Here is a 26,773-nt window from a genome sequence, read left to right on the forward strand (position 1 = left end):
GGTAACGACAGAGACCTATCGACTTATTTATAGTTGATTCCTGCCTGGGGGCCGGAGGAGGCAGGGAGAGGGGTCGTCCCGCCATGGATCTGGCATTGCTGCGCACCTTCGTCACCGTGCACCGGGCCGGCTCCTTCACGCGCGCGGCCGCACTGCTCGGTCTGTCCCAGCCGGCCGTCACCTCCCAGATCCGCACCCTGGAACGCCAGCTGGGACGGCCCCTCTTCCTCCGGCAGGCCCGCGGTGTGACGCCGACGACCATCGGTGACGAACTCGCCCACAAGGCCGCGCCCCATCTCGACGCCCTGGTGGAGATAGCCGGGACCGGGCTGGACGACGACCCCTCCCCGCGTACGCTGCACCTCGCCGGTCCCCCCGAGTTCACCGCGGAACGGGCCCTGCCCGCGCTGACGGAACTGCCGGGCGACGACGGCGGGGGCCTTGCCCTGCGCGTCTCCTTCGGCACGGCGGAGGAAGCCCTGGAAGGCCTCGCCGCCGGCCGACACGACCTCGCCATCAGCACCACCCGGCCGCGCGGCGCCCTGCTCACCGCGACCCCGCTCTGCGACGAGGAGCATGTCCTGGTCGCCTCCCCTCGCTGGACCGACCGCATCGGCACGCCGCAGGCGCAGCGCACGGAGGCGGCCGCCCTGGAGAAACTGCCGGTGGTCGAGGTCCACGAGTCACTGCCCTTCGTCTCGCGGTACTGGGCCTCCGTCTTCGACGCGCGTCCGACCGCCTCGGGCACGGTCATCGTGCCGGATCTGCGCGCCGTGCTCACCTGCGTCGTCGCCGGCGCCGGCCTCGCCGTGCTGCCCCGCTACCTCTGTGCCCACGCCCTCCGCCGGGGCGAGATCACCAGGCTGCACAGCCCGGCCGTGCCGCCGCTGCGCACGTACTTCCTGGCCGTGCGCACCGGGACCCTCGCCATGCCCCACGTCGCCCGGGCGCACGAGTGGCTTCTCCAGGCAGCCTCCCACTGGGGCTGAGCCCCTCGGCCCGCCGCTCACCGCCCGTCGCTCACGGCCCGCGGCGAGGCAGCGACTCACGATGTTTCACGTGGAACAAGCTGGGCCACATTTCTCCCATGACCGTCCGACCCGTGGTCAAGCGCACCGCCCGAGCCGTCCTCCTGGACGGCGACGATCTGGTCCTGATCAAACGCACCAAGCCCGGCGTCGATCCCTACTGGGTCACCCCCGGTGGCGGCGTCGAACGCGAGGACCCGACCGTCGTCGATGCCCTGCACCGCGAGGTCTACGAGGAACTGGGGGCCAAGATCTCCGATGTGGTGCCCTGCTTCGTGGACACCGTGGAGCACATCGGCGAGGACGGAGGCGCCACGGGTGTGAAGGTCCAGCACTTCTTCGTCTGCCGGCTGGAGTCCATGGACCCGGCCCTCCGACACGGCCCCGAGGTGGACGAGCCGGCCGGGGAGTATGAGATCGTCCGCATCCCGTTCACCCGGGTCGGCATCGCCTCGGTCCATCTCGTCCCCTTGTCCTTGCGGCACTATCTGGACGGCAACATCGAGGGTGTACGCGCCATGCACGCACCCGACCTCGGGAAGTAGGCATCCCGGGCTCGGACCGAGCCGACCGTCGGCACCGGTCCACGGGCACGCACCTGAACCGGTATCCGGTCCGCCCCCGATGTTTCACGTGAAACCGTCGCCGCCCAGGTCGCGCGCATGTCCACGGCGTGGCCAAAAGCACGTGTGTCCGCATCGAAACCGGTGGACGGCGGGGGTGCTGGTCGGACAGCCTGACCTGCGTGCCGACTCCTTCCCTCGCCGCTCTGCCCATCCGCCCCCTGACGCCACGCGATCTGTCCGCCTGTGCCGACTTGTCCGAAGACCGGGGGTGGCCACGCGAGGAATGGAAGTGGGGGTTCCTGCTCACCGCCGGCCAGGGCTACGGCATCGACGATCCTCAGGGTGGTCTCGTCGCCGCGTGCGTCATCACCGAGTACGGCTCACCGGGTCAGCCGGAACTCGGCGCCGTCGGCATGGTCCTGGTCGCCGAACGGCACGCCCGGCAGGGCGTCGGACGCCGGTTGATGCGTCATGTCGTCTCGGGCATGGGGGCGACTCCGCTGACCCTGCACGCCACGGCGAACGGCCGCCCCCTCTACGAGGAACTGGGCTTCAAGGTCACGGGCCGGGCGGAGATGGTGCGCGGCCGCTTCGTCCCGGGTGGAGTGGAGTCCCGGGTAGCGACGCGGGCCGCGAACGCCGAGGATCTTCCGGCGATCCTCCGCCTCGACGAGGAGGTGTTCGGCGCCGATCGCACGCCCCTGATCACCCGCCTGCCCGCCTTCGCGGACCAGTTGCGAGTTGCCCAGGAAGACGGCCGGCTCATCGGCTACACGGCCGCCTGGCCCAACATGGACACCCATGTCGTCGGGCCGCTGATCGCCCGCGACACCGAGACCGCCCAGGCACTGATCGCCTCGCTCGCCGCCCACACCGACCGGCCGCTGCGCACCGACATCGACATACGGCACGAGGGACTCCTGGCGTGGGCGAAGGAGCACGGGCTGGCGTCGGTCGCCTTCAACGACGTCATGACCTACGGCATCACGGAGTTGCCGGGTGACTGGACGCGCCGGTTCGCTCCCCTGACGGTGGCCGCGGGCTGAGCCGTCACCGGCGCGGTGCGGCGTTCCAGGCCGGCCGACAGCACGGCGAGGAGCAGGGCGGAACCGGCGAGTGCGGCGCCGACCCAGTTGGGGGCGGTGTAGCCGAAGCCGGCCGCGATCACCATGCCGCCGAGCCAGGCCGAGAGGGCGTTGCCCAGGTTGAAGGCGCCGATGTTGACCGCCGACGCGAGGGTCGGGGCGCCGTGCGCCTGGTCGAGGACCCGCTTCTGCAGGGGCGGCACGGTCGCGAAGCCAAGGGCGCCGATCAGGGTGATGGTCACGGCAGCCGCGACCTTGTCGTGCGCGGTGAACGTGAAGAGGGCGAGGACGACGGCCAGCGCGCCCAGGGAGACGTAGAGCATCGGCATCAGGGCACGGTCGGCGAACCGGCCGCCGACGAGGTTGCCGCCGACCATGCCAAGGCCGAACAGGACGAGCAGCCAGGTGACGGATCCGTCGGCGAAGCCAGTGACACGGGTCATCATCGGCGCGATGTAGGTGACGGCCGCGAAGACGCCGCCGAAGCCCAGCACGGTCATCGCCATGGCGAGCAGGACCTGGGCGTTCCTGAGGGCCCCCACCTCGTGGCGCAGGAGGACCCCCTCCGGCCGCGGCATCTCGGGCACCAGCCGGGCGATGCCGGCCAGGCCGATGACACCGAGCGCCGCGACGACACCGAACGTGACCCGCCAGCCGAAATGCTGGCCGACCAGTGTCCCCAGTGGCACACCGATCACGTTGGCGACGGTCAGACCGGTGAACATCATCGCGATGGCGCCGGCCTTCTTGTGGGGTGCGACCACGTCCGCTGCGACGACCGAGCCGATACCGAAGAAGGCGCCGTGAGCCAGGGAGGCGATCACCCGCCCGGCCAGCATGACCGCGAAGGTCTGGGCGACGGCGGAGAGCAGGTTGCCGACGATGAACAGGCCCATCAGCAGCATGAGCATGCGTTTGCGCGAGACCTTGGTGCCGAGCACGGTCATCAGCGGGGCCCCGATCAGCACCCCGAGGGCGTATCCGGTCACGAGCAGGCCCGCCGTGGGGATCGAGACCCCGAAGTCACCCGCGACCTCGGGCAGCAGACCCATGATCACGAACTCGGTCGTACCGATGCCGAAGGCCCCGATCGCGAGAGCCAGAAGCGCGAGAGGCATGGGGAAAGGCACCTTCCAGACGATTACAGGAACGATTTGAACGCGTCCACAATAATTGCAAACGCTGGATACTTGCAATCGCAGGCTATTGCGGGAGTGCCCTACCCTGTTCTCAGCAGCTCAGAGACGGAGGGGAAGACCAATGACGGCGACGGATCCCGCGCTCACCGCTCTCGCTCAGGGCTGGTGCGCCCTCTCCGCCCTGCACGGAAGGATCGAGACACACATCGAGCGCGCCCTGCAGACGCGGCACGACCTGAGCGGGCGTGAGTACTCGCTGCTCGACGTGCTCAGCCGACAGCACGCCGGCGAGGGCGGGCATCTCCAGATGAAGCAGGTCGCCGACGCGGTCGTCCTCAGCCAGAGCGCCACCACGCGGCTGGTCACCCGGCTGGAGGACCGTGACCTGCTGGAGCGCTATCTGTGCCCCACCGACCGGCGCGGCATCTACACCGACGTCACCGAGGCGGGACTGCGGCTGCTGGAGACGGCGCGGCCCACCCATGACGCCGCCCTGCGCGAGGCGCTGGACGAGGCCGCCGCGAACCCCGAACTGGCGCCCCTGGTCCGTGCCGTGGAGTCGCTGAAGACGCCCGCGTAGGGTGCGGGCATGGGAGATCTTGAAATACGGCGGGCGACCGCGGACGACCTCCCGGCGATCGTCGCCCTGCTCGCCGACGATCCGCTGGGCGCCCGGCGTGAGTCACCCGAGGACCTGAGCCCGTACCGGGAGGCGCTGGAACGCTTGAACGCGGACGCGAACCAGCATCTCGTCGTCGCCGTCCGGGACGGCCGTGTCGTCGGGACCCTGCAGCTCACGATCATCCCGGGGCTCTCCCGCAAGGGGGCGACCCGTGCACTCGTCGAGGCAGTCCGCGTCCACGCCGACGAGCGCGGCACCGGACTGGGCACCCGGCTCATCGAGTGGGCCATCGGCACCTCCCGCGATCTCCGCTGCAGCATGGTGCAGCTGACGTCCGACAAGGCCCGCACCGACGCCCACCGCTTCTACGAGCGGCTCGGCTTCACCGCCTCCCACGAGGGCTTCAAGCTACAGCTCTGAGACGCCGGACGACCGGTACGCGACCGGGCGGCCTGTTTCACGTGAAACGGGCCGCCCAGCGACGACGGAGCCGGCCCGGTTCAGCCGATGCCCCGCCACCCCTCGGGATCCACTCCACCGGGCACGGGAGCCTCCGTGTCGTACGGCTCCCGGGTGAAGACGAACGACCCCAGGTCGAGATGGCTCACGGACCCGTCAGAGCGCCGCACCGGCCGCAACGGCTCCCCGGCGTAGTACCCCTCCAGGCCCGTCCAGGTGCCGTCCGGATTCGCCCGGAAACGAGCACGCCTACCGGGACCGGACAACGGCCCCAGGCTGAGGAGCCCGTCGGCCGTCACCCGCAGCGCGAAAGCGTTCGTACCCCAGTACCAGGGCCCGGCCAGTTCCAGGACCTCCGGTTCCACGTCACGCAGCGGGCGCCAGGGCTCCGGGATGCGTGGTTCCGCCTCGGCGACGATGCGGACGAGGTCGGCACCCACCGCGCCGACCAGCGGGCCGCTGGTGCAGTTGGTCAGCACCACCGCGGCCACGTCGTCCTCCACGCTGATGACGAGGTTCGCCAGAAAACCCGGCAACGAACCGGAGTGCCCGGCGAGAAGCCTGCCGTCGCGGTGCTGGATCTGCATACCGAGCCCATAGGTGACCCCGTCCGACACCTCTGCGGCGGCCGCGGGCGCGGAGGGGGTCCGCATCTCGCGCACCGAGTCCGCGCTCAGCACCCGCTGGTCTCCCCCGGCCAGGAACGCGGCGAAGCGGGCGAGGTCGCCGGTGGTGGACCACAACTGGCCGGCGGGCGCCATCCGGCCCAGGTCCTCCAGCGGCTCCGGCAGCAGCGCGTCCGCCCACGGGTGCACCGCCCAACCGCCGGCGTGTGGCGCCTGCGGCTGGACGCTCGTACGGTGCAGGCCCAGCGGTTCGAGCACCTCCCGGCGCAGCACGTCCTCCCAGGGAGCACCGCGCAGTTCCTCCACCAGCGCGCCGAGCAGGGTGTAGCCGGGGTTGGAGTAGTGGTGCGTCCGTCCGACGGGGTGCAAAAAGGGCTGCTCGCCGAGCACATCGCTCAGCTCGGGCCGCAGCGAGCCGGGCGTCCGCTCCCACCAGGGCCCGGGCGACTCGGCCGCCAGTCCCGCGGTGTGCGCCAGCAGTTCGGCGATCGTCGCCTCGCCCGCGCCTGTGCCCGGCAGGTGCTTCTCCAGGGCGTCACCGAGATCGAGCAGCCCCTCGTCGCGCAGGCGGAGCACCAGCACCGCGGTGAACGTCTTGGTGATCGATCCGATCCGGTACTGCACGTTCACGTCCGGGCCGTGGCCGTCCACCGAGCTACGCGACCCGTGCCACACCGTCCGGCCGCCCCGGACCACCGCCGCGACCAGCGACGGCGCCCTGCCCTCCGCCTGCGCCACGGCGATCCGGTGCACCAGGGCCCGCCGGGTCGAAGGGAGCAGCTCTGCCTCAGATGTCGTCATGCCCCCAGTGCATCCCGTGCCCGGGCGCGCGTCGAGTTCATTTCGGCGGTGTGATCAGGTCTGGGCCATGTCGACGAAGCGGGAGTAGTGGCCCTGGAAGGCCACGGTGATCGTGGCCGTGGGGCCGTTTCGGTGCTTGGCGACGATCAGGTCGGCCTCGCCCGCGCGTGGGGACTCCTTCTCGTACGCGTCCTCACGGTGCAGCAGGATGACCATGTCGGCGTCCTGCTCGATGGAGCCGGACTCACGCAGGTCGGACACCATCGGCTTCTTGTCGGTGCGCTGCTCGGGGCCACGGTTGAGCTGGGACAGCGCGATGACCGGGATCTCCAGCTCCTTGGCGAGCAGTTTGAGGTTACGGGACATGTCCGAGACCTCCTGCTGACGGCTCTCCGCACGCTTGGAGCCACCGGACTGCATCAGCTGCAGGTAGTCAATGACCACCAGCTTGAGGTCGTTGCGCTGCTTCAGGCGCCGGCACTTGGCGCGGATCTCCATCATCGACAGGTTCGGGGAGTCGTCGATGTAGAGCGGGGCGGCCGAGACGTCCGGCATGCGGCGTGCGAGCCGGGTCCAGTCCTCGTCGGTCATCGTGCCGGACCGCATGTGGTGCAGCGCTACCCGGGCCTCGGCGGACAGCAGACGCATCGCGATCTCGTTGCGGCCCATTTCCAGGGAGAAGATGACGCTCGGCAGGTTGTTCTTGATGGACGCGGCCCGTGCGAAGTCCAGCGCGAGCGTGGACTTGCCCATGGCGGGACGGGCCGCGATGACGATCATCTGGCCGGGGTGCAGCCCGTTCGTCAGGGAGTCGAAATCGGTGAACCCGGTGGGCACACCGGTCATCTCGCCACTGCGCGAGCCGATCGCCTCGATCTCGTCGAGGGCGCCCTCCATGATGTCGCCGAGGGGCAGGTAGTCCTCGCTGGTGCGCTGCTCGGTGACCGCATAGATCTCCGCCTGGGCGCTGTTGACGATCTCGTCGACGTCCCCGTCGGCGGCGTATCCCATCTGGGTGATGCGGGTGCCCGCCTCGACCAGTCGGCGCAGTACGGCCCGCTCGTGCACGATCTCGGCGTAGTACTCGGCGTTCGCCGCCGTCGGCACGGTCTGCACCAGGCTGTGCAGGTACGCGGCACCGCCGACCTTGTTGATCTCACCGCGTTTGGTGAGTTCGGCGGCGATGGTGATGGGGTCGGCCGGCTCGCCCTTGGCGTAGATGTCGAGGATCGCCTGGTAGATCGTCTCGTGGGCCGGCTTGTAGAAGTCGTGGCCCTTGAGCACTTCCACGACGTCGGCGATGGCGTCCTTGGAGAGCAGCATGCCGCCCAGAACGGACTGCTCGGCGTCGAGGTCCTGCGGGGGCACCCGCTCGAAGGCCGTACTGCCGCCGCCGTCCCAGGAGCCGTTGTCCCGGCCCCGGTCGTGCTGTTCGTCACGACTCCGGCCACCGTCACCGCGTCGACGGGAGGCCGGCAGACGATCGCTGGGCCCGCTGTCGGCCCACGGATCGTCCAAGGGCTCGGAAATGCTCACCGAGACACCTCCTCCCGTCCGCAGGGCGGACCTCGCCGTGCCCTCTTTTGTACGGCACGACACTGACAAATGAGAGGCCCAACTCCGGTAGTGGCGCGTCGGAATTGTGGCGGTTCCCGGACCGCGGGCGGGGAGTGGGCGCCGCACAACGGTAGGCCCCTCGGCACCGTCAGCCAATCTGGTTATCCACAGGCCATGTGGACGACGGCCCAGATGCTGTGGAGAACTTGCCGAAACCTGTGCACGACCCGGTGGACAGCGCTGTGAACAAGCCCTCCCTTTGATCAGGAGATGATGCTTGACCTGCACTGTTGCCGTCCACGGCCTGTGCAGAAGAAAAACTTCCCCAGTCGGACCAAGATCATGTCGAACGGTGCGCGAATGGACACGGGCGGAGCGACGAGGTAAGGGTCACTATACAATTGCATCTCTTACCTGTGGACGATTAGATTGGTGCTCATGACACCGGCTCGCGCGATACCCGAGGCCACCCGACGACGGCACGACCGCGAGATCGTCGCGCTGGCCGTTCCGGCCTTCGGCGCACTCGTCGCGGAGCCTCTCTTCGTCATGGCGGACAGTGCGATCGTCGGCCACCTGGGAACCGCCCAACTCGCCGGTCTCGGCATCGCCTCCGTACTGCTCACCACCGCCGTGAGCGTCTTCGTCTTCCTCGCCTACGCCACCACGGCTGCCGTGGCCCGACGCGTCGGCGCGGGTGATCTCCAGGCGGCCATCCGCCAGGGCATGGACGGCATCTGGCTGGCACTGCTCCTCGGTGTCGCCGTGATCGCCGCCGTACTCCCGCTTGGGCCCACCATCGTCGACCTCTTCGGCGCCTCGGCCACGGCGGCCCCCTACGCCACGACCTACCTTCGTATCTCCGCTTTCGGCATCCCGGCGATGCTGATCGTCCTCGCCTCGACCGGCGTGCTGCGCGGGCTGCAGAACACGCGGACTCCGCTCTACGTCGCCGTCGCGGGCTTCATCGCCAACGCCGTGCTCAACGCGGGGCTCGTCTACGGTGCGGGGCTGGGCATCGCGGGTTCCGCCTGGGGCACCGTCATCGCCCAGTGCGGCATGGCGGCCGTCTATCTGACCGTCGTCGTCCGGGGAGCCCGTCGGCACGGCGCGTCCCTGCGGCCGGACGCCGCCGGGATACGCGCCTCGGCGCAGGCCGGTGTGCCCTTGCTGGTCCGCACCCTGTCGCTGCGCGCGATCCTGATGATCGCCACGGCGGTGGCTGCCCGGCTCGGTGACGCCGACATCGCCGCCCACCAGATCATCCTGTCGCTGTGGAGTCTGCTGGCCTTCGCGCTGGACGCCATCGCCATCGCAGGACAGGCCATCATCGGCCGCTACCTGGGAGCGGACGACCCCCAGGGTGCCCGCGAGGCGTGCCGTCGCATGGTCCAGTGGGGCATCGCGACCGGCGTCGTACTCGGCCTCCTCGTCGTGGCCGCCCGGCCGCTCTTCCTTCCGCTGTTCACCAGTGACTCGGTGGTCAAGGACGCGGCGCTGCCGGCCCTGCTCATGGTGGCGTTGTCGCAGCCCGTCTGCGGGATCGTCTTTGTCCTGGACGGCGTGCTGATGGGCGCCGGTGACGGCCCGTACCTGGCGGGCGCGATGGTCGTCACCCTGGCGGTCTTCGCACCGGCAGCGCTGCTCGTCCCGACGCTGGGCGGGGGTCTCACGGCGCTGTGGGCGGCCATGACGCTGATGATGGCGGTACGCATGCTGACGTTGTGGCTGCGCACGAGGTCGGGCCGCTGGGTGGTCACGGGTGCGACCCGCTGATCCGTTTCACGTGAAACCCCGCGTGGCCACCATGTTTCACGTGAAACTGCAGGTGCCGCCGTCTTTCACGTGAAACATGATCATTCGCCGACCTCCGGCCCCCACCAAGCGCGCCTGCCTCCGCCCGGCCATGGGAAAGGGGCCGCACCTCAAAGGTGCGGCCCCTTCACCGGCTCGGACGAGCTCAGCGATCACTCGGCGGTCAGGCCGAGACGACCTCGATGTTGACCTTCGCGGCAACCTCGGGGTGCAGACGCACGGACGTCTCGTGGGCGCCCAGGGTCTTGATCGGGGAAACGAGCTCGATGCGGCGCTTGTCGACCTCGGGGCCACCGGAAGCCTTGATCGCGGAAGCGATGTCGGCCGGGGTGACGGAACCGAAGAGACGGCCGGCGTCGCCGGAGCGGACGGCCAGACGGACCTTCACGCCTTCCAGCTGGGCCTTGACCTGGTTGGCCTGCTCGATGGTCTGGATCTCGTGGATCTTGCGAGCGCGGCGGATCTGCTCGACGTCCTTCTCGCCACCCTTGGTCCAGCGGATAGCGAACTTCCGCGGGATGAGGTAGTTGCGAGCGTAACCGTCCTTGACGTCGACGACGTCGCCCGCGGCACCGAGGCCGGAGACCTCGTGGGTGAGGATGATCTTCATGTGTCGGTCACCCTTCCCTTAGCGCGCGGTGGACGTGTAGGGCAGCAGCGCCATCTCACGGCTGTTCTTGACGGCCGTGGCGACGTCACGCTGGTGCTGCGTGCAGTTGCCGGTCACGCGGCGGGCACGGATCTTGCCGCGGTCGGAAATGAACTTCCGCAGCATGTTCGTGTCCTTGTAGTCCACGTATGTGACCTTGTCCTTGCAGAATGCGCAGACCTTCTTCTTCGGCTTGCGCACAGGCGGCTTCGCCATGGTGTTTCTCCTGTGTGATCAAGAAGTTGGGGTACGCCCCACCCTCGGCCCAAGGGCCTAGAAGGGGGGCTCGTCCGAGTAGCCGCCACCGCCACCGCCGCCGGAGCCGGAACCGCCGCCCCAGCCGCCGCCACCCTGGTTGCCACCGGCGGGAGCGCCGGTCGCCCACGGGTCGTCGGCCGGAGCGCCGCCGCCCTGCTGACCGCCACCGGAGCCACCGCCCCAGCCGCCGCCACCCTGGCCGCCGCCACCGCCGCCGTAACCGCCCTGGCCCCCGCGCGCGCCGCCGGCGGTCTTGGTGACCTTGGCGGTGGCACTGCGCAGGCTGGCGCCGACCTCGTCGACGTCCAGTTCGTAGACCGTGCGCTTGACGCCCTCACGGTCCTCGTAGGACCGCTGCTTCAGCCGGCCCTGCACGATGACGCGCATGCCTCGCTGGAGCGACTCGGCGACGTTCTCCGCCGCCTGACGCCAGACTGAGCAGGTCAGGAACAGGCTTTCGCCGTCCTTCCACTCGTTCGTCTGGCGGTCGAAGGTGCGGGGAGTGGACGCGACGCGGAACTTCGCGACCGCCGCACCGGACGGGGTGAAGCGCAGCTCGGGGTCGTCGACAAGATTGCCGATGACCGTGATGACGGTCTCGCCTGCCATGGGGGAACCTCTCGGCGGGTTTGCTGCTGGCTGCTTGCTGCTACTCGAAACCCGAGATCAGCTGAGCGGGAGGCTCAGTGGGTCTCGGGACGGAGGACCTTGGTCCGGAGGACCGACTCGTTCAGGTTCATCTGGCGGTCGAGCTCCTTCACGACCGCAGGCTCGGCCTGCAGGTCGATGACCGAGTAGATGCCCTCGGGCTTCTTCTTGATCTCGTACGCGAGACGACGACGGCCCCAGGTGTCGACCTTCTCCACCTTGCCGCCGCCATCACGGACGACGGACAGGAAGTTCTCGATCAGCGGGGAGACAGAGCGCTCCTCGAGATCGGGGTCGAGGATGACCATCACCTCGTAGTGACGCATGTGGAACCCACCTCCTTTGGACTCAGCGGCCACGGTCGTTCCGTGGCAGGAGGGTTGTGATGCGTGCGCAACGGTATCGGCCCCCACTGACAATCGAGGGCTCCGCCGGGTATCCCGCGGAATGACCTGGGCATGCCTGGGCAGACACCGGTGCAGCGGTACAGACTACCTGCACACCGGCTTCCGGTTGAAATCCGGCGGTGAGGCCCGTCAGTCTGTACACATCGGGTGTGTACGGCGCTACGATGCGCCGCCTTCCGCAGGAGGTGCCAATGGCACAGGCATTGCGACCCAACACCGCCGGATCTCTGTTCGCCACGGACGGCAAGCGCCATCCGCTCCAGGACTCGTTGATGGCCACCACGCTGGTCCTGGGGCTGACGTCCTTCATCACCTGCTTCATCGACGGCCTGCATCTGCTCACCTCATGGACCGGCCTGCTGGGCCTGCTCATCGGCGCGTTCGGACAGTGGGTCTCGGTGACCACACGGGAACGCTTCGGACTGATCCTGGGTCTCGGTGCATCGGGAGTCGGATTCCTGATCGGCATGGCACACGGCGGACTGTTCGGCGGCCTCATCGGCTGACGCACGGGGCACCCCCGCCCGAACCCTTTTCGAACAGCGCGCTTCGTCCCGGCCGCCCCCAGGCCGGGACGAAGGTGCCGTACGCCCAGTCGGGGCGCCCACACGGGGCAGTAGGCTTCGGCGCGAGAGCCGGAGCCCCTGACCCCATGGGGACACACCAGCCCGAGGAGCGCCCCGACATGAGCCTGACCCTGAGGACCATCAGCCGCGAGCAACACCTGGCCTACATCCAGAGCCTGCCGTCGGCGAGTCACATGCAGGTCCCGGCCTGGGCCGACGTGAAGGCTGAGTGGCGCTCGGAGAGCCTCGGCTGGTTCGACGAGCGCACGGGTGAGATGGTCGGCGCGGGTCTGGTGCTCTACCGGCAGCTGCCCAAGATCAAGCGCTACCTCGCCTACCTCCCCGAGGGACCGGTCATCAACTGGTTCGCGCCGAACCTGGACGACTGGATCCAGCCGATGCTGGCGCACCTGAAGCAGCAGGGCGCGTTCTCCGTCAAGATGGGCCCGCCGGTGATCATCCGCCGCTGGAACGCGGAGACGATCAAGAGGGGCATCCAGAGCCCGGACGTGAAGCGGCTGCGCGACATGGAGGCCGACTTCATCGAGCCGCGCGCGTTCGAGGTCGCCGACAAGCTGCGCCGCATGGGCTGGCAGCAGGGCGAGGACGGCGGCGCCGGCTTCGGTGACGTGCAGCCCCGCTACGTCTTCCAGGTGCCGCTCGCGAACCGCTCCCTGGAAGAGGTCCACAAGAACTTCAACCAGCTGTGGCGCCGCAACATCAAGAAGGCGGAGAAGGCCGGCGTAGAGGTCGTCCAGGGCGGCTACCAGGACCTGCCGGAGTGGCAGCGGCTGTACGAGATCACCGCCGTCCGCGACCACTTCCGGCCGCGCCCGCTGTCCTACTTCCAGCGCATGTGGACGGCCCTCAACACCGAGGACCCCAATCGCATGCGGCTGTACTTCGCCCGGCACAACGGGGTGAACCTGTCGGCGGCCACCATGCTGATCGTCGGCGGCCACGTCTGGTACTCCTACGGCGCCTCCGACAACATCGGCCGTGAGGTCCGGCCGTCGAACGCCATGCAGTGGCGCATGCTGCGCGACGCCTACGCGCTCGGCGCCACCGCCTACGACCTGCGCGGCATCTCCGACTCGCTGGACGAGACCGACCACCTCTTCGGCCTGATCCAGTTCAAGGTCGGCACCGGCGGACAGGCCGCCGAATACCTCGGCGAGTGGGACTTCCCGCTGAACAAGCTGCTCCACAAGGCGCTCGACATCTACATGTCGCGCCGCTGAGCGCCCGGCGTTTGATTCCATAGGCTTCACAGCCTCCACACCTCTGACCCACCGCAGCGACGAGAAAGGTTCCGGTCCGGCCATGGCGCTCACGCTCTACGTCGACACCGCGCGCTGGCGGGCGCATCACAAGCACGTGCAGGAGCAGTTCCCCGGTCTCGTCCCGGTCTGCAAGGGCAACGGCTACGGCTTCGGACACGAACGGCTCGCTGAGGAGGCCACGCGCCTGGGCGCGGACGTCCTCGCCGTCGGGACGACCTACGAGGCCGCGCGCATCAAGGACTGGTTCGGCGGCGACCTCCTGGTGCTTACGCCGTACCGTCGCGGCGAGGAGCCCGTGCCGCTGCCCGACCGGGTCATCCGTTCCGTGTCGTCCATCGACGGCGTCTACGGTCTCGTCGGCGCCCGTGTGGTCATCGAGGTGATGTCCTCGATGAAGCGGCACGGCATCAGCGAGCAGGACCTGCCCCAGCTGCACGCCGCCATAGAGAACATCCGGCTGGAGGGCTTCGCCATCCACCTGCCGTTGGACCGCACCGACGGCTCGGACGCCGTCGAGGAGGTCATCGGCTGGATGGACCGGCTCCGCGCCGCCCGGCTGCCGCTGCACACCATGTTCGTCAGCCACCTCAAGGCGGACGAACTGGCCCGGCTCCAGCAGCAGTTCCCGCAGACCCGGTTCCGGGCCCGGATCGGCACCCGGCTGTGGCTCGGTGATCACGAGGCCACCGAGTACCACGGAGCCGTCCTGGACGTCACCCGCGTGGCCAAGGGCGACCGGTTCGGCTACCGCCAGCAGAAGGCGGCCTCGGACGGCTTCCTCGTGGTCGTGGCGGGCGGTACCTCGCACGGTGTGGGCCTGGAGGCGCCGAAGGCGCTGCACGGCGTCATGCCGCGCGCCAAGGGCGTCGCACGGGCCGGGCTCGCCACGGTCAACCGGAACCTTTCTCCGTTCGTCTGGGGCGGCAAGCAGCGCTGGTTCGCGGAGCCGCCGCACATGCAGGTGTCGATCCTCTTCGTTCCCTCGGACGCCCCCGAGCCGAAGGTCGGGGACGAGCTGGTGGCCCATCTGCGGCACACCACCACGCAGTTCGACCGGCTCATGGACCGCTGACCCGGCCGGAAGCGACGTGAAGGCCGTACACGGAGCTCCGTGTACGGCCTTCCGCATGCCGGGCCGACGCCCTGTTCGCTCAGAGCGAACCCTCCCGGTCGGACAGCACTTCCGCCCTGCCCCAGTCCACCTGGGGCCCCTCGAAGGGGGCGGCGTGCCGCGGCGGACGGGCGGCCGCCCCGAACACGAAGCGGTCCTTCGCGCCGTCGAGCACCCCGCCCGAGGGATCGTCGTCCCCGGACCGGCGCACCGTGTCCCGCTCCGGCATCAGGATGTCCCGTACGACGATGACGCACAGGTACAGCGTCCCGAACAGGTGCAGCAAAATCGCCCAGTGGTAGCCGTGCGTCGGGAGGCCCTTGTGGGCGTCTCCGCTGGTCGTGTACGCGAGGTACATCCAGATGCCCAGGAAGTACGCGACCTCGCAGGCCTGCCAGATCAGGAAGTCCCGCCACCTGGGCCTGGCGAGCACCGCGAGCGGTACGAGCCACAGGACGTACTGCGGTGAGTACACCTTGTTGGTGAGGATGAACGCCGCCACCATCAGGAAGGCCAGTTGGGCGAAGCGCGGCCGGCGCGGGGCGGTGAGCGTCAGGGCCGCGATGCCGAGGAAGCACAGCACCACCAGGATCGTCGCCACCGTGTTCACGAACGTGGTGGTGGGCGGGCTGGTGGTGTTCTGCGACCAGATCAGCCAGAAAGACCCGAAGTCCACACCGCGTTCCTGGCTGAACGTGTAGAACTTCGACCACCCGTCGAAGGCGAAGTACATCACCGGCAGGTTGACGACGACCCAGGCGACCACCGCGCCGCCCGCGGCCTGGAAGAACTCCCGCCATTTGCCGGCGCGCCAGCACAGCACGAGCAGCGGGCCCAGCAGCAGCACCGGGTAGAGCTTGGCGGCCGTGGCGAGTCCCAGGAGGACGCCGAAGGCCAGGGCGCGGCCCCGCGACCACATCAGCATCGCGGCGGCGGTCAGAGCCACCGCGAACAGGTCCCAGTTGATCGTGGCGGTCAGCGCGAAGGCCGGCGCCAGGGCAACCATCAGGCCGTCCCAGGGACGCCGCCGCTGAGTGCGGGTCACACAGACCGCGATCACGGCCGTGCACGCCATCAGCATTCCGGCGTTGACGAACCAGTACCACTGCTCCTGGTGCTGGAGGGTGCCGCTGTGCGGTGTCAGCCAGGAGGCCACCTCCATGAACACACCGGTCAGCACCGGGTATTCGAGGTAGTCCATGTCGCCGGGGAGCTTGTCGAAGTAGGGCACGAGGTGGGCGGCGAAACCACGGCCGTCGTAGAGGTGGGGGATGTCCGAGTAGCAGGCGTGCGTGTACTGCGAGCTGGCGCCGAAGAACCAGGCGCTGTGGTAGCAGGGCGCCTTCTGGACGAGGCCGAGGGCGAACATGCCGATCGCCACCAGCGCGATCACCCGGACCGGAGTCCACCAGGACGTCCCGAGCAGGGCCCACCGCCCGATGGGGCCGCCGATCAGCTCGCTCCCGGCTGCGGCGACCTCGTCCTCCCGGGTCGGCCGCACCGGCTCCGCGTCGACGGGCCGGCCGGGGCCGGGCTCGCTGCTGCTCGCGGGCGTCATCTCTGCACTGGCCATGGAGCACATCCTGCCGTACGTCTCGGGGAATACGCCGAGGGCCGCCGCACCTCGAGGGTGCGGCGGCCCGTGTTTCACGTGAAACAGTCCTGGCGGCCCATGGTGGCGTCAGACGGTCCGGACGGTTTGGTCAGCCGGTCGGGCCCCCGAAGAAGCCTCCGTTGCCTCCGTTGCCATTGCCTCTGGTGGTGCCGGTCCCCGTGGTGTCGGTGGCCGTGGGTGACGGACTGGTCCCGCCGTCCGTGCCGCCCGGCCCGGTGCCGCCGTTGCCGTTGCAGTTGTTGCCCCAGCCGAACTGGCAGGTGTCGGACGGTGTCGGGGTCGGGGACGGCCCCGTGTCGCTGGGCGTCGGGCTCGGCGTGTTGCTCTGCGTTTCGCTCGGCGTGGGCGTCGGCGACGGCGTGGGGGTGGGTGACGGAGCACCCGGCTCGTTCTGCGCATCGCCGATCTTGGTGGCCTCCGGGAAGCCCGTGTCGGAGGCTCCCCTCAGCGCGGCCTCCATGTACTCGGTCCATACCAGCGTCGGAATGTCACCACCGTGGATCGAGTCCTTGCCGGCCGTGCCGTTCATGGACATCAACCCGGGGTTCTTCGGGTTCTCCCGGAACATGGTCACCGCTGTGGACAGCTGCGGGGTGTAGCCGACGAACCAGGCCGACTTGTTCTCATCGGTGGTGCCGGTCTTGCCGGCCGCCGTACGCCCGAGGGCCTGGGCGTTGGTCGCCGTACCGTTCTGGATGACGTTCTCCAGGACGTCCGTCACGTTGTTGGCGATGTTCGCGTCCATGGCCTGCTTGACCTTCGGCTTGCTGAAGCCCTGCAGTTCCTCACCGTTGTGCTTGACGGCGGTCACCGAATAGGGGTCCACCTGCTTGCCGGACGCGGCGAACGTGCCGTACGCGTCCGCCATGCTGATCGCACTGGGCGTGGAGGTACCGATGGCGAACGACGGGTTGAGGTCCTTCGCCATACTCTTCGCGGGGATGCCCGCCGACTCCGCGACGTCGCGGACGTGTGTCATCCCCACGTCGACACCCAACTGCACGAACGGCGAGTTGATGGACTGCTCCATCGCCTTGCGCAGGGTGATGTAGCCCCAGTCCTTGGTGCCCTCGTTCTTCTGCCGGAAGACCGAGTTGTCCTTGTTCAGGAAGTAGCTTCCGTCCTGCTTCCTGATCTTGATCAGGTCGTTGCCGTTGTACTTGCTCAGCGGCGAGACCGGGACACCGGGATCCCGGTACGTGCCGTACTGCATGGCCGCGGCGAGAACGAACGGCTTCCATGTCGAGCCGACCGGTACGCCCTGGGTGTCGGCGTTGTTGGTGAAGTGGCCGTTCTCGTAACCGGTGCCACCATAGAGCGCGACGATCGCGCCGTCGTTGGGCTTCACCGATGCGGCGCCGAACTGCACGTACGTGTCGTGCGGGTCCGTCTTGGGATGCAGGCGCGTCTTCTGGATCTTCTTCACGGACGCGCTCAGGGCGTTGACCCTCTTCTTGTCGAAGGTCGTGTAGATCTGGTAGCCGCCCCGGTCGAACTGCGTCCGCGTGATGTCGGAGTGGTCCAGTACGTACTTCTTGGCCGTGTCGACCAGGTAGCTGATCTGCCCCGTCATGCCCTTGGTCGCCTTGCGGCCCTTGGTCGTGGGGTAGTGGCTGATGGCCGTCTTGTACTGGGCGTCCGTGAGATGCCCGTCCTTGTGCATCTCACCGAGGATCCAGGACCAGCGGTCGTGCGAGCGCTTGAGGTTGGCCTCCCGCGTCGCGTTCTTGTCGAAGTCCGGGTTACCGGCCGGGTCGTAGTACGTCGGGCCCTTCAGCAGGGACGCGAGGAGCGCGCACTCGGTCGGCTGGAGGTCGACCGCGTCCTTGCCGAAGTACGTCCGCGCGGCCGCCTGGATGCCGTAGGCGCCCCGCCCGTAGTACGAGGTGTTGAGGTAACCCTGGAGGATCTGCGGCTTCTTGAGCTTCGTGCCCACCTTGACCGAGATGAACAGTTCCTTGAACTTACGGGTGATCGTCTGGTCCTGGCTGAGGTAGGTGTTCTTGACGAACTGCTGGGTGATCGTCGAACCACCCTGCGTCTGTCCACCGCGTGCCATGTTGGCCAGGGCTCGCGCGATACCCATGGGGTCGACGCCCGAGTCCTGGTAGAAGCTCTTGTTCTCGGCCGAGATCACCGCGTTCTGCATGGCCTGCGGGATCTTGTCGATGGTGATGTTCTGGCGGTTCACGCCGGTGCCGGTCGCCACCATCTGGCTGCCGTCGGCCCAGTAGTAGACGTTGTTCTGCGACTCCGCGGCGACGTTCTCACTGGGGATCCGCACCATCGCGAAGCCGATGCCGACCAGCGCGACCAGGCATCCGAGGAAGCCGATGGACAGCCCGGATACGAGCTTCCAGGACGGCACCCAGCGGCGCCAGCCGTACTTCCCCGCACGGGGGTAGTCGATGAGCCGCTTCTTGCCGGGTGCCGTCGTCGCACGGCCCCTGCCGCGGCCGGGGCCGGCCGGTCCGCCCGCGCCGCCGCGCCGTCCCGGACCGGGAGTGTCGGCGCCTCTGCGCCGTCCGCCTCTCTGCGCCGCCCGGCGGGCCTCGGCACGGCCGCCGTAGGGACGCTCCGCACCCCCCGCCCCGGGAGAACCGGACCCAGAGGATCCGGAGGAGTCGGCGGGAGACCCGGTGGCGCCTCGCGGTGCCGCCCGGCGGCCGGAGGGCGGGCCGGACTGGCCGCGTCTGGCCGCTGCACGTCCGCCTTCCTGCGACTGCGGCGGTTTGCGACGGTGCTCGCTCATCGAACGATTACTCCTCGGGCAGGCGCACCCGTGCGCGCCTGGAAACGGCGGCTGGTTTCCGGTCCCCCCGAAGTACGGATGCGGTCGGTTCGGCATTCACCCGTACTGCACCGGGGACAACGACGTCCCCATGCGTCGCGTGGTTCCCGGTGGTGTGCATGCCGCACAGACTACGCACCGTCAAAACCCGCCGAGCTCCGAAGTTCACCCCAAAACAGGCAACTTGCCTCCTGCGAATCGGTGATGTGATCCCGTTCACCGTCTTCCCACTTGTCGCACGGGGAAGGTCGTTCTATCGTCGTGATGTATCGAGTCGATACATCAGTGCGAGATAAAGACGCTGCGGACCGAGAGGAGGCGTTCATGAGCCGGCGTTCCGGCATCCTGGAGTTCGCCGTACTCGGCCTGCTGCGCGAGTCCCCGATGCACGGCTATGAGCTGCGCAAACGACTCAACACCTCACTGGGTGTGTTCCGGGCGTTCAGCTACGGAACGCTGTACCCCTGCCTCAAGACGCTCGTCCTCAACGGCTGGTTGATCGAGGAACCGGGCAGCACCCATGAGGAAGCCCTCGCCGCTCCCCTCGCCGGACGCCGCGCGAAGATCGTGTACCGATTGACGGCAGAAGGTAAGGAGCACTTCGAGGAGTTGCTTTCGCAGACCGGTCCCGACGCGTATGAGGACGAACATTTCGCCGCACGTTTCGCCTTTTTCGGGCAGACGTCGCGGGATGTGCGCATGCGTGTGCTGGAGGGCCGGCGCAGCCGCCTGGAGGAGCGCCTGGAGAAGATGCGCGCCTCCCTGGTGCGCACGCGGGAGCGCCTCGACGACTACACGCTTGAGCTCCAGCGCCACGGAATGGAGTCCGTGGAGCGCGAAGTGCGCTGGCTGAACGAGCTCATCGAGAGCGAGCGGGCCGGGCGGGACCTGAGAGGTTCCGCGTCCGGGGGGTCCGCTCAGCAGGACACCACCAATGGATCGACGGACGGCCTGCCCCGGCCCGGGAAGACCTCCCGGCCGGATACGTCCGACGACACCGCCATGTGAGACCCGCAGGGCCTCACTCGTACACACAGGGAGCAACCGGAATGGGTTCGGTTCGCGTAGCCATCGTCGGCGTGGGCAACTGCGCCGCGTCGCTGGTGCAGGGCGTCGAGTACTACAAGGACGCCGACCCGGCGTCGAAGGTCCCCGGCCTGATGCACGTGCAGTTCGGCGACTACCACGTGCGTGACGTCGAGTTCGTCGCCGCGTTCGACGTCGACGCCAAGAAGGTCGGCCTCGACCTCGCGGACGCGATCGGCGCCTCCGAGAACAACACCATCAAGATCTGCGACGTGCCCAACACCGGTGTCACCGTCCAGCGCGGCCACACCCTCGACGGCCTCGGCAAGTACTACCGCCAGACCATCGAGGAGTCCGAGGCCCAGCCGGTCGACGTAGTCCAGATCCTGAAGGACAAGCAGGTCGACGTCCTGGTCTGCTACCTGCCGGTCGGCTCCGAGGACGCGGCGAAGTTCTACGCCCAGTGCGCCATCGACGCCAAGGTCGCCTTCGTCAACGCCCTCCCGGTCTTCATCGCCGGCACCAAGGAGTGGGCGGACAAGTTCACCGAGGCGGGTGTCCCGATCGTCGGTGACGACATCAAGTCCCAGGTCGGCGCCACCATCACGCACCGCGTCATGGCGAAGCTGTTCGAGGACCGGGGTGTCATCCTGGACCGCACGATGCAGCTGAACGTCGGCGGCAACATGGACTTCAAGAACATGCTCGAGCGCGAGCGCCTGGAGTCCAAGAAGATCTCCAAGACGCAGGCCGTCACCTCCCAGATCCCGGACCGGGACCTCGGCGAGAAGAACGTCCACATCGGCCCGTCCGACTACGTGGCCTGGCTCGACGACCGCAAGTGGGCCTACGTCCGCCTCGAGGGCCGTGCCTTCGGTGACGTCCCGCTGAACCTGGAGTACAAGCTGGAGGTCTGGGACTCCCCGAACTCCGCCGGCGTCATCATCGACGCGCTGCGCGCCGCGAAGATCGCCAAGGACCGCGGCATCGGCGGCCCGATCCTGTCGGCGTCCTCGTACTTCATGAAGTCCCCGCCGGTCCAGTACTTCGACGACGAGGCCCGCGAGAACGTCGAGAAGTTCATCCGCGGCGACGTCGAGCGCTAGCGAGACAGGGCACGGCACGCTAGCGAGACAAAGCGCGGCGCGCCGGCGAGAGTGGGCGCGCGGCGCGCGTCCGTCCAGAACGCTCCTGCCAGGGCGGTGAGGGTCCCCGGGTTCCATGACCCGGGGACCCTCGGCATGTGTGAGGCTGTGCCCCATGTCCGTCGTCCGTGACCTGCGCGTCCTGCTGCGCCTGCGGGACTTCCGGCGTCTGCTGTACGTCCGTCTCCTCTCGCAGGGTGCCGACGGCGTCTACCAGGTCGCGCTCGCCGCCTACGTCGTCTTCTCCCCGGAGAAGCAGACCTCGGCCGCCGCGATCGCCGCGGCGATGGCAGTTTTGCTGCTGCCCTACTCGCTGATCGGACCTTTCGCCGGTGTGCTGCTGGACCGCTGGCGGCGCCGTCAGGTCTTCGTCTTCGGTAACCTGCTGCGCGCCCTGCTGGCCGCGGTCACCGCGGTTCTGATGGCCGGACAGGTGCCGGACTGGCTCTTCTACGTCTCCGCGCTGTGCGTCACGGCCGTCAACCGGTTCGTCCTCGCCGGACTGTCCGCCGCGCTGCCGCGTGTAGTCGACACCGGCCGTCTGGTGCTGGCCAACTCCCTTTCCCCCACAGCCGGAACGCTTGCCGCGACCGCGGGCGGGGGCCTGGCCTTCGGCGTACGCCTCGTGGCGTCGCACTCCGATGCCGCGGTGGTCCTGCTCGGCGCCTTCCTCTACCTGTGCGCAAGCCTCACCTCCCTGACCCTGGCCCCGGCTCTGCTCGGTCCTGACCGCACGCCGGCTCGGCCGCACCTGCGGACCGCGCTCGCCGACACGGCACGCGACCTTCTCGCCGCCGTCCGGTACCTCGCCGCACCGCGGCGCAGGGAGGCGGCCTGGGCGCTGGCCGCGATGACCCTCATGCGCTTCTGCTACGGCGCACTCCTCGTCCTGCTGCTGATGCTGTGCCGGTACGCCCTCTCCACCACCCCGGACGAGGGCCTCAGGCTGCTGGGGCTGGCGCTCGCGGTGTCCGGTGCCGGATTCTTCGCTGCGGCCGTCGTGACCCCGTGGGCGGCGGGACGGCTGGGCCCCGGGCGCTGGATTGCGGTGTGCGCCGGCGTGGCCACGGTACTGGAGCCGGCTCTGGGGCTCTTCTTCGCCACCGGCCCGCTGCTGGTGGCCGCCTTCGTTCTGGGTCTGATCACCCAGGGCGCCAAGATCGCCACGGACACGGTCGTCCAGGCCGCCGTCGACGACGGGTTCCGCGGCCGGATCTTCTCCATGTACGACGTGCTCTTCAATGTCGCCTTCGTCGGCGCGGCGGGAGTGGCTGCCCTGATGCTCCCGCCGGACGGGCGCTCGACGGTCCTGGTGATCCTGGTCGCCGTGATCTACGGAGCGGTCGCAGCAGGAATGACCTGCTTCGAGCAACGGGGAGGCCGAGAAAAGGGGCGATGTTTCACGTGAAACATCGCCCCTCGTACGGTACTCCGGCCGACTCCCGGTCATGTTTCACGTGAAACATGACTCAACACCGACTCAGCTCTGTTCGGCCCACCACTCCTTGAGCGCGGCCACTGCGGCGTCGTACTCCATGGGCCCGTTCTCCAGGCGCAGCTCCAGCATGTGCTTGTACGCCTTGCCGACAGCCGGCCCGGGGCCGACTCCGAGGATCTCCATGATCTGGTTGCCGTCGAGATCCGGGCGGATCGCGTCCAGCTCCTCCTGTTCCTGGAGCTGGCCGATGCGCTCTTCCAGCCCGTCGTAGGCGCGGGAGAGCGTGGCCGCCTTGCGCTTGTTGCGCGTCGTGCAGTCGGAGCGCGTGAGCTTGTGCAGGCGCTCGAGAAGCGGACCGGCGTCACGGACGTAGCGGCGCACCGCTGAATCCGTCCATTCGCCGGTACCGTAGCCGTGGAACCGCAGATGGAGTTCGACCAGCCGCGAGACGTCCTTGACCAGCTCGTTGGAGTACTTCAGAGCCGTCATGCGCTTCTTGGTCATCTTCGCCCCGACCACCTCGTGGTGGTGGAACGAGACCCTGCCGTCCTTCTCGAAGCGGCGCGTGCGCGGCTTGCCGATGTCGTGCAGCAGCGCGGCCAGCCGCAGAGCGAGGTCGGGACCTTCCTGCTCCAGGGCGATGGCCTGTTCCAGAACGATCAGTGTGTGCTCGTACACGTCCTTGTGCCGGTGATGCTCGTCGCTCTCCAGGCGCAGTGCCGGCAGCTCGGGCAGCACATGACCGGCGAGGCCGGTGTCGACCAACAGCGTCAGTCCCTTGCGCGGATGAGCGGAGAGGGTCAGCTTGTTCAGCTCGTCCCGGACTCGCTCGGCGGAGACGATCTCGATCCGTCCCGCCATCTCCCGCATGGCGGTCACGACCTCCGGGGCGACCGCGAAGTCCAGCTGGGCGGCGAACCGGGCGGCCCTCATCATCCGCAGCGGGTCGTCCGAGAACGACTCCTCGGGCGTACCCGGAGTGCGCAGCACCCGTGCCGCGAGATCCTCCAGACCACGGTGCGGGTCGATGAACTCCTTCTCGGGAAGCGCCACGGCCATCGCGTTGACCGTGAAGTCCCGGCGAACCAGATCCTGCTCGATGGAGTCGCCGTATGCCACTTCGGGCTTGCGCGAGGTCCGGTCGTAGGCCTCCGACCGGTAGGTGGTGACCTCGATCTGGAAGCGTCGGTCAGCGCCTTGGACGCGGGCGTCCTTCTGCGCGCCGACCGTGCCGAAGGCGATCCCGACCTCCCAGACGGCGTCCGCCCAGGGGCGCATGATCTTCAGTACGTCCTCGGGGCGGGCGTCGGTGGTGAAGTCCAGATCGTTGCCGAGCCGGCCGAGCAGCGCGTCCCGGACCGACCCGCCCACCAGGGCGAGGGAGAACCCGGCCTCCTGGAAGCGGCGAGCGAGGTCGTCGGCGACGGGGGCCACCCGTAGCAGCTCGCTCACTGCGCGCTGCTGCGCCTGGCTGAGGGCGGAAGGAGTGTCATCGTTGGCGTTCGGCACAACAGAAGAGGGTACGTGTCCCGGGCGGCCGTAGGCTCCCTCATAAAGAGGGGACGGACAGGTCCACCGATACCGGGCCAGGGGCCGCCCTCGGGGTGCAGATCCACTCTCAGCCTTATACAGGACATAGCGGACGGGATGCCGCTGTCCGCCGATCTTGTGGAGCAGACCGCGGCACTTCCCCTCAGCGCGCATCGTTACCATGCGTGGACGCACATTCCGACGACCACTGACGACGACGAGGGACGGGCGAGCGCGTGGCCGAGGCGGCAGACTTCCAGGGGACCAGTGCCTCACCTGCCCGCCGCTGGCTGCGGCGCACCGGAGCACTGCTCGCGGGGGCGCCCCTGCTGGCCGGACTCCTTCAGCTGCCCGCGGCGACGCCCGCCGAGGCCGCCTCGTCCGACCCGGTGACCGTGTCCCTGGACACACTCAGCCCCAGCGCCCCCGGCGACGGCGACACGCTGACCGTGTCCGGAACGGTGACCAACAATGGCAAGCAGCCCGTCACCCAGGCCCATGTCGATCTGAGGGTGGGCCCCCAGCTGAGCACCCGCTCCTCCATCGACAACACCGCCCGGCACTCCGACGACCTCCAGCTGGGCGCCGGCGCCGAGGTCGGCGGGAAGTACGTCGAGAAGTTCACGAAGCTGGCCCCTCATGTCGCGCAGCCCTTCAGCATCTCGGTGCCGGTGGACAAGCTCGACCTCGGTGCGGACGGCGTCTACCAGCTGGGGGTGTCCCTTTCGGGCCAGACGGCCGCACAGCCCTGGGAGCAGATGCTGGGGATTCAGCGGACGTTCCTGCCGTGGCAGCCGTCCGACGCCGACACGAAGACGAAGACGACGTTCCTGTGGCCGCTGATCTCCGACGTCCACATGACCGCCAAGACGGGCGCCGGTGAGCTGCAGACACCGGTCTTCCTCAACGACGACCTGGCCGAGGAGATCGCCCCGGGGGGCAGGCTGGCCCAGATGCTCCAGCTCGGCAAGGACCTGGACGTCACCTGGGTGATCGATCCGGATCTGCTGGCGTCCGTGGACGCCATGGCGAAGGGCTACAAGATCCGGGGCCCGGGCGACACCACCACCGCGGGCACGCACCAGGCGGTGGCCAAGCAGTGGCTCGCAGGCCTGCAGAAGGCCGTCACGGGCAAGGAGGTCGTCGCGCTGCCCTTCGCCGACCCGGACCTCGCCTCCCTCGCCCACAACGGCACCAGCGTCACCGGCTCGCTGAGCCACCTCAAGGACGCCACCGATGTGGCCGCGCTCACCGTGAAGACGGTGCTGCACGTCACGCCGAGCACGGACTTCGCCTGGCCCGTGGCAGGCGCCGTCGACCCGTCGATCATCAAGGTGGCCACCTCCGCGGGCGCGGACAACGTGATCGCGCGCAGCGACAGTCTCCAGGAGACCGCCGGGCTGTCCTACACACCCTCCGCCGCCCGCCCGATCGGCGGCGGCACGACAGCGGTGGTCGCCGACTCGCGGCTGTCTACGGCCTTCGAGGGCGATCTCACCAAGGCGCAGTCCGCGACGCTCGCCGTCCAGCAGTTCCTGGCCCAGAGTCTGGAAGTCACCGCGCAGACGGACGACCAGCGCAACATCGTCATCGCTCCCCAGCGCATGCCCTCGCCGAGCCAGGCCCAGACGATGGCGACGGCCCTGCGGACCCTCCAGGGCGGCACCTGGTCCCAGTCGCAGGACCTCACCGCCGCGGCCAAGGCCAAGCCCGACCCCAACGCGACCACGCGCATCCCCTCGTCGTCCTCCTATCCCTCCGCGCTGCGCAGGAAGGAGCTGCCGAAGGAGGCCTTCCAGCAGATCGGGCGCACCCAGGACAAGCTGGCGAACTTCCAGGCCATCCTGGAGAACCAGTCCCGCGTGGTGACCCCGTTCGGGCGGGCCATAAACCGTGAGATGTCCACGTCGTGGCGGGGCCGGAGCACCGAGGCACAGGACTTCCGGACCGGCGTGGAGAACTGGCTCGACGATCTCGCCGACCAGGTCAAGCTGATCGACAAGTCCGAGACCAAGCTCTCCGGCCGCAGCGCCACCATCCCGGTCACCGTCCAGAACAACCTCGTGCAGCCCGTCGGCCACCTCGTGCTGCGGCTCACCTCGACGATGCCGACCCGCCTGAAGATCGGCGGCCAGGCCTACTACGAGCAGCCCGTCGAGGTCTCCGGCGGCCACAGCCAGTCCGTGAAGTTCAGCACGTCGGCCAACGCCAACGGCAGGGTCGCGGTCGTCGCCCAGCTCTACACCGAGGACGGCCAGAAGTACGGCGACCCCGTCAGCTTCGACGTCAAGGTCACCGAGGTCACGCCGACGGTGATGCTCGTCATCGGGGGCGGCGTGCTGCTCCTGGTACTCGCCGGCTTCCGGATGTACACCCAGCGCAAGCGCGCGGCGGCCCGCCGGGCCGGCGGCGACGGCCCGGACACGGCGGGCGGGGACGACACCGACGGGCCCGGGAACCCCGACGGGCCGGGGGACCGTCTCCCTGAGGAGTCCGGCGCCGGGGCAGACGACCCGAAGCAGCCGAGTGACCCTGCGCCGGACACCGCACCGGAAAGCGCCGACCCGTCCGGGACGGGTGAGAGAGTGGACCGTTGAGCGATGTCGTG

At 68.8% G+C, this 26,773-nt stretch carries 23 protein-coding genes; 13 read left to right on the forward strand and 10 right to left on the reverse strand.

The window, feature by feature from the left end:
- The first annotated feature begins 83 nt into the window (after positions 1 to 83).
- The 3 genes from ABZ854_RS05055 (at position 84) to ABZ854_RS05065 (ending at position 2,640) form a co-directional block, all read left to right on the forward strand.
- Entirely contained in the window at positions 84 to 989 is a 906-nt protein-coding gene (locus ABZ854_RS05055; RefSeq protein WP_361204420.1) for a LysR family transcriptional regulator, read from the forward strand.
- A 98-nt stretch (positions 990 to 1,087) separates the two neighbouring features.
- Positions 1,088 to 1,573, forward strand: coding sequence for an NUDIX hydrolase (locus ABZ854_RS05060; RefSeq protein WP_129308057.1), 486 nt, complete (start codon positions 1,088 to 1,090; stop codon positions 1,571 to 1,573).
- 200 nt (positions 1,574 to 1,773) lie between these two features.
- Positions 1,774 to 2,640 carry a GNAT family N-acetyltransferase gene (locus ABZ854_RS05065; protein ID WP_361204424.1) on the forward strand — a complete coding sequence of 289 codons (867 nt, stop codon included), beginning with the start codon at positions 1,774 to 1,776 and terminating at the stop codon, positions 2,638 to 2,640.
- Here ABZ854_RS05065 and ABZ854_RS05070 read toward each other — a convergent pair.
- Positions 2,571 to 3,797 carry an MFS transporter gene (locus ABZ854_RS05070; protein ID WP_361204427.1) on the reverse strand — a complete coding sequence of 409 codons (1,227 nt, stop codon included), beginning with the start codon at positions 3,795 to 3,797 and terminating at the stop codon, positions 2,571 to 2,573. The genes ABZ854_RS05065 and ABZ854_RS05070 overlap by 70 nt on opposite strands.
- 142 nt (positions 3,798 to 3,939) lie before the next feature.
- Between ABZ854_RS05070 and ABZ854_RS05075 the strand changes: the two genes are divergently transcribed.
- Both ABZ854_RS05075 and ABZ854_RS05080 read left to right on the forward strand, forming a co-directional pair.
- Positions 3,940 to 4,398 carry a MarR family transcriptional regulator gene (locus ABZ854_RS05075; RefSeq protein WP_361204430.1) on the forward strand — a complete coding sequence of 153 codons (459 nt, stop codon included), beginning with the start codon at positions 3,940 to 3,942 and terminating at the stop codon, positions 4,396 to 4,398.
- Between the two features lie 9 nt (positions 4,399 to 4,407).
- Positions 4,408 to 4,860: a GNAT family N-acetyltransferase gene (locus tag ABZ854_RS05080; RefSeq protein WP_361204433.1), complete on the forward strand. Its 453-nt coding sequence runs from the start codon at positions 4,408 to 4,410 to the stop codon at positions 4,858 to 4,860.
- A gap of 80 nt (positions 4,861 to 4,940) precedes the next feature.
- Here the strand turns inward: ABZ854_RS05080 and ABZ854_RS05085 are convergent, their stop codons facing one another.
- Both ABZ854_RS05085 and dnaB read right to left on the reverse strand, forming a co-directional pair.
- A complete protein-coding gene (locus ABZ854_RS05085) occupies positions 4,941 to 6,326 on the reverse strand; it encodes a serine hydrolase domain-containing protein (RefSeq protein WP_361204436.1) in 1,386 nt (461 codons plus the stop codon).
- Between the two features lie 54 nt (positions 6,327 to 6,380).
- Entirely contained in the window at positions 6,381 to 7,862 is a 1,482-nt protein-coding gene (gene dnaB, locus ABZ854_RS05090) for a replicative DNA helicase (protein ID WP_361204439.1), read from the reverse strand.
- Between the two features lie 459 nt (positions 7,863 to 8,321).
- Between dnaB and ABZ854_RS05095 the strand changes: the two genes are divergently transcribed.
- Positions 8,322 to 9,659, forward strand: coding sequence for an MATE family efflux transporter (locus tag ABZ854_RS05095; protein ID WP_361204442.1), 1,338 nt, complete (start codon positions 8,322 to 8,324; stop codon positions 9,657 to 9,659).
- Positions 9,660 to 9,861: 202 nt separating this feature from the next.
- On the opposite strand, the gene rplI is transcribed toward ABZ854_RS05095, so the two are convergent.
- From rplI to rpsF, 4 genes are all read right to left on the reverse strand, one after another.
- Complete coding sequence (gene rplI / locus ABZ854_RS05100; protein ID WP_361204445.1) at positions 9,862 to 10,308, reverse strand: 50S ribosomal protein L9; 447 nt, start codon at positions 10,306 to 10,308, stop codon at positions 9,862 to 9,864.
- Positions 10,309 to 10,326: 18 nt separating this feature from the next.
- Entirely contained in the window at positions 10,327 to 10,563 is a 237-nt protein-coding gene (gene rpsR, locus ABZ854_RS05105; protein ID WP_003949403.1) for a 30S ribosomal protein S18, read from the reverse strand.
- 57 nt (positions 10,564 to 10,620) lie between these two features.
- On the reverse strand, positions 10,621 to 11,214 hold the full coding sequence (locus ABZ854_RS05110) for a single-stranded DNA-binding protein (RefSeq protein ID WP_361204448.1): 594 nt from the start codon (positions 11,212 to 11,214) through the stop codon (positions 10,621 to 10,623).
- Positions 11,215 to 11,288: 74 nt separating this feature from the next.
- Entirely contained in the window at positions 11,289 to 11,579 is a 291-nt protein-coding gene (rpsF, locus tag ABZ854_RS05115; protein ID WP_009189556.1) for a 30S ribosomal protein S6, read from the reverse strand.
- A gap of 272 nt (positions 11,580 to 11,851) precedes the next feature.
- Here rpsF and ABZ854_RS05120 point away from each other — a divergent pair, with 272 nt between their 5' ends.
- From ABZ854_RS05120 to ABZ854_RS05130, 3 genes are all read left to right on the forward strand, one after another.
- Positions 11,852 to 12,166 carry a hypothetical protein gene (locus ABZ854_RS05120; RefSeq protein ID WP_361204451.1) on the forward strand — a complete coding sequence of 105 codons (315 nt, stop codon included), beginning with the start codon at positions 11,852 to 11,854 and terminating at the stop codon, positions 12,164 to 12,166.
- Positions 12,167 to 12,345: 179 nt separating this feature from the next.
- Positions 12,346 to 13,467, forward strand: coding sequence for a peptidoglycan bridge formation glycyltransferase FemA/FemB family protein (locus ABZ854_RS05125; protein ID WP_361204454.1), 1,122 nt, complete (start codon positions 12,346 to 12,348; stop codon positions 13,465 to 13,467).
- 82 nt (positions 13,468 to 13,549) lie between these two features.
- Positions 13,550 to 14,581 (forward strand): alanine racemase, encoded by a 1,032-nt coding sequence (locus ABZ854_RS05130; protein ID WP_361204457.1) that lies wholly within the window; start codon positions 13,550 to 13,552, stop codon positions 14,579 to 14,581.
- Between the two features lie 79 nt (positions 14,582 to 14,660).
- Here ABZ854_RS05130 and ABZ854_RS05135 read toward each other — a convergent pair whose 3' ends face one another.
- Positions 14,661 to 16,193, reverse strand: a complete 1,533-nt coding sequence (locus ABZ854_RS05135) for a glycosyltransferase 87 family protein (protein WP_361204460.1) — start codon at positions 16,191 to 16,193, stop codon at positions 14,661 to 14,663.
- Positions 16,194 to 16,323: 130 nt separating this feature from the next.
- Positions 16,324 to 18,987 (reverse strand): transglycosylase domain-containing protein, encoded by a 2,664-nt coding sequence (locus ABZ854_RS05140; RefSeq protein WP_361204463.1) that lies wholly within the window; start codon positions 18,985 to 18,987, stop codon positions 16,324 to 16,326.
- Positions 18,988 to 19,350: 363 nt separating this feature from the next.
- On the opposite strand from ABZ854_RS05140, the gene ABZ854_RS05145 reads away from it, so the two are divergent.
- From ABZ854_RS05145 to ABZ854_RS05155, 3 genes are all read left to right on the forward strand, one after another.
- Positions 19,351 to 20,034, forward strand: a complete 684-nt coding sequence (locus tag ABZ854_RS05145) for a PadR family transcriptional regulator (RefSeq protein WP_361204466.1) — start codon at positions 19,351 to 19,353, stop codon at positions 20,032 to 20,034.
- A 41-nt stretch (positions 20,035 to 20,075) separates the two neighbouring features.
- Positions 20,076 to 21,158 (forward strand): inositol-3-phosphate synthase, encoded by a 1,083-nt coding sequence (locus ABZ854_RS05150; RefSeq protein ID WP_129308041.1) that lies wholly within the window; start codon positions 20,076 to 20,078, stop codon positions 21,156 to 21,158.
- A gap of 154 nt (positions 21,159 to 21,312) precedes the next feature.
- Positions 21,313 to 22,605, forward strand: coding sequence for an MFS transporter (locus tag ABZ854_RS05155; protein ID WP_361204470.1), 1,293 nt, complete (start codon positions 21,313 to 21,315; stop codon positions 22,603 to 22,605).
- Positions 22,606 to 22,677: 72 nt separating this feature from the next.
- Here ABZ854_RS05155 and ABZ854_RS05160 read toward each other — a convergent pair whose 3' ends face one another.
- Positions 22,678 to 24,144, reverse strand: a complete 1,467-nt coding sequence (locus ABZ854_RS05160) for a CCA tRNA nucleotidyltransferase (protein ID WP_361204472.1) — start codon at positions 24,142 to 24,144, stop codon at positions 22,678 to 22,680.
- A 257-nt stretch (positions 24,145 to 24,401) separates the two neighbouring features.
- Here ABZ854_RS05160 and ABZ854_RS05165 point away from each other — a divergent pair, with 257 nt between their 5' ends.
- Positions 24,402 to 26,762 (forward strand): DUF6049 family protein, encoded by a 2,361-nt coding sequence (locus tag ABZ854_RS05165; protein WP_361204475.1) that lies wholly within the window; start codon positions 24,402 to 24,404, stop codon positions 26,760 to 26,762.
- Positions 26,763 to 26,773: the final 11 nt, after the last annotated feature.

This window comes from Streptomyces sp. NPDC047028 (assembly GCF_040644095.1).
Classification (GTDB): Bacteria; Actinomycetota; Actinomycetes; order Streptomycetales; family Streptomycetaceae; genus Streptomyces.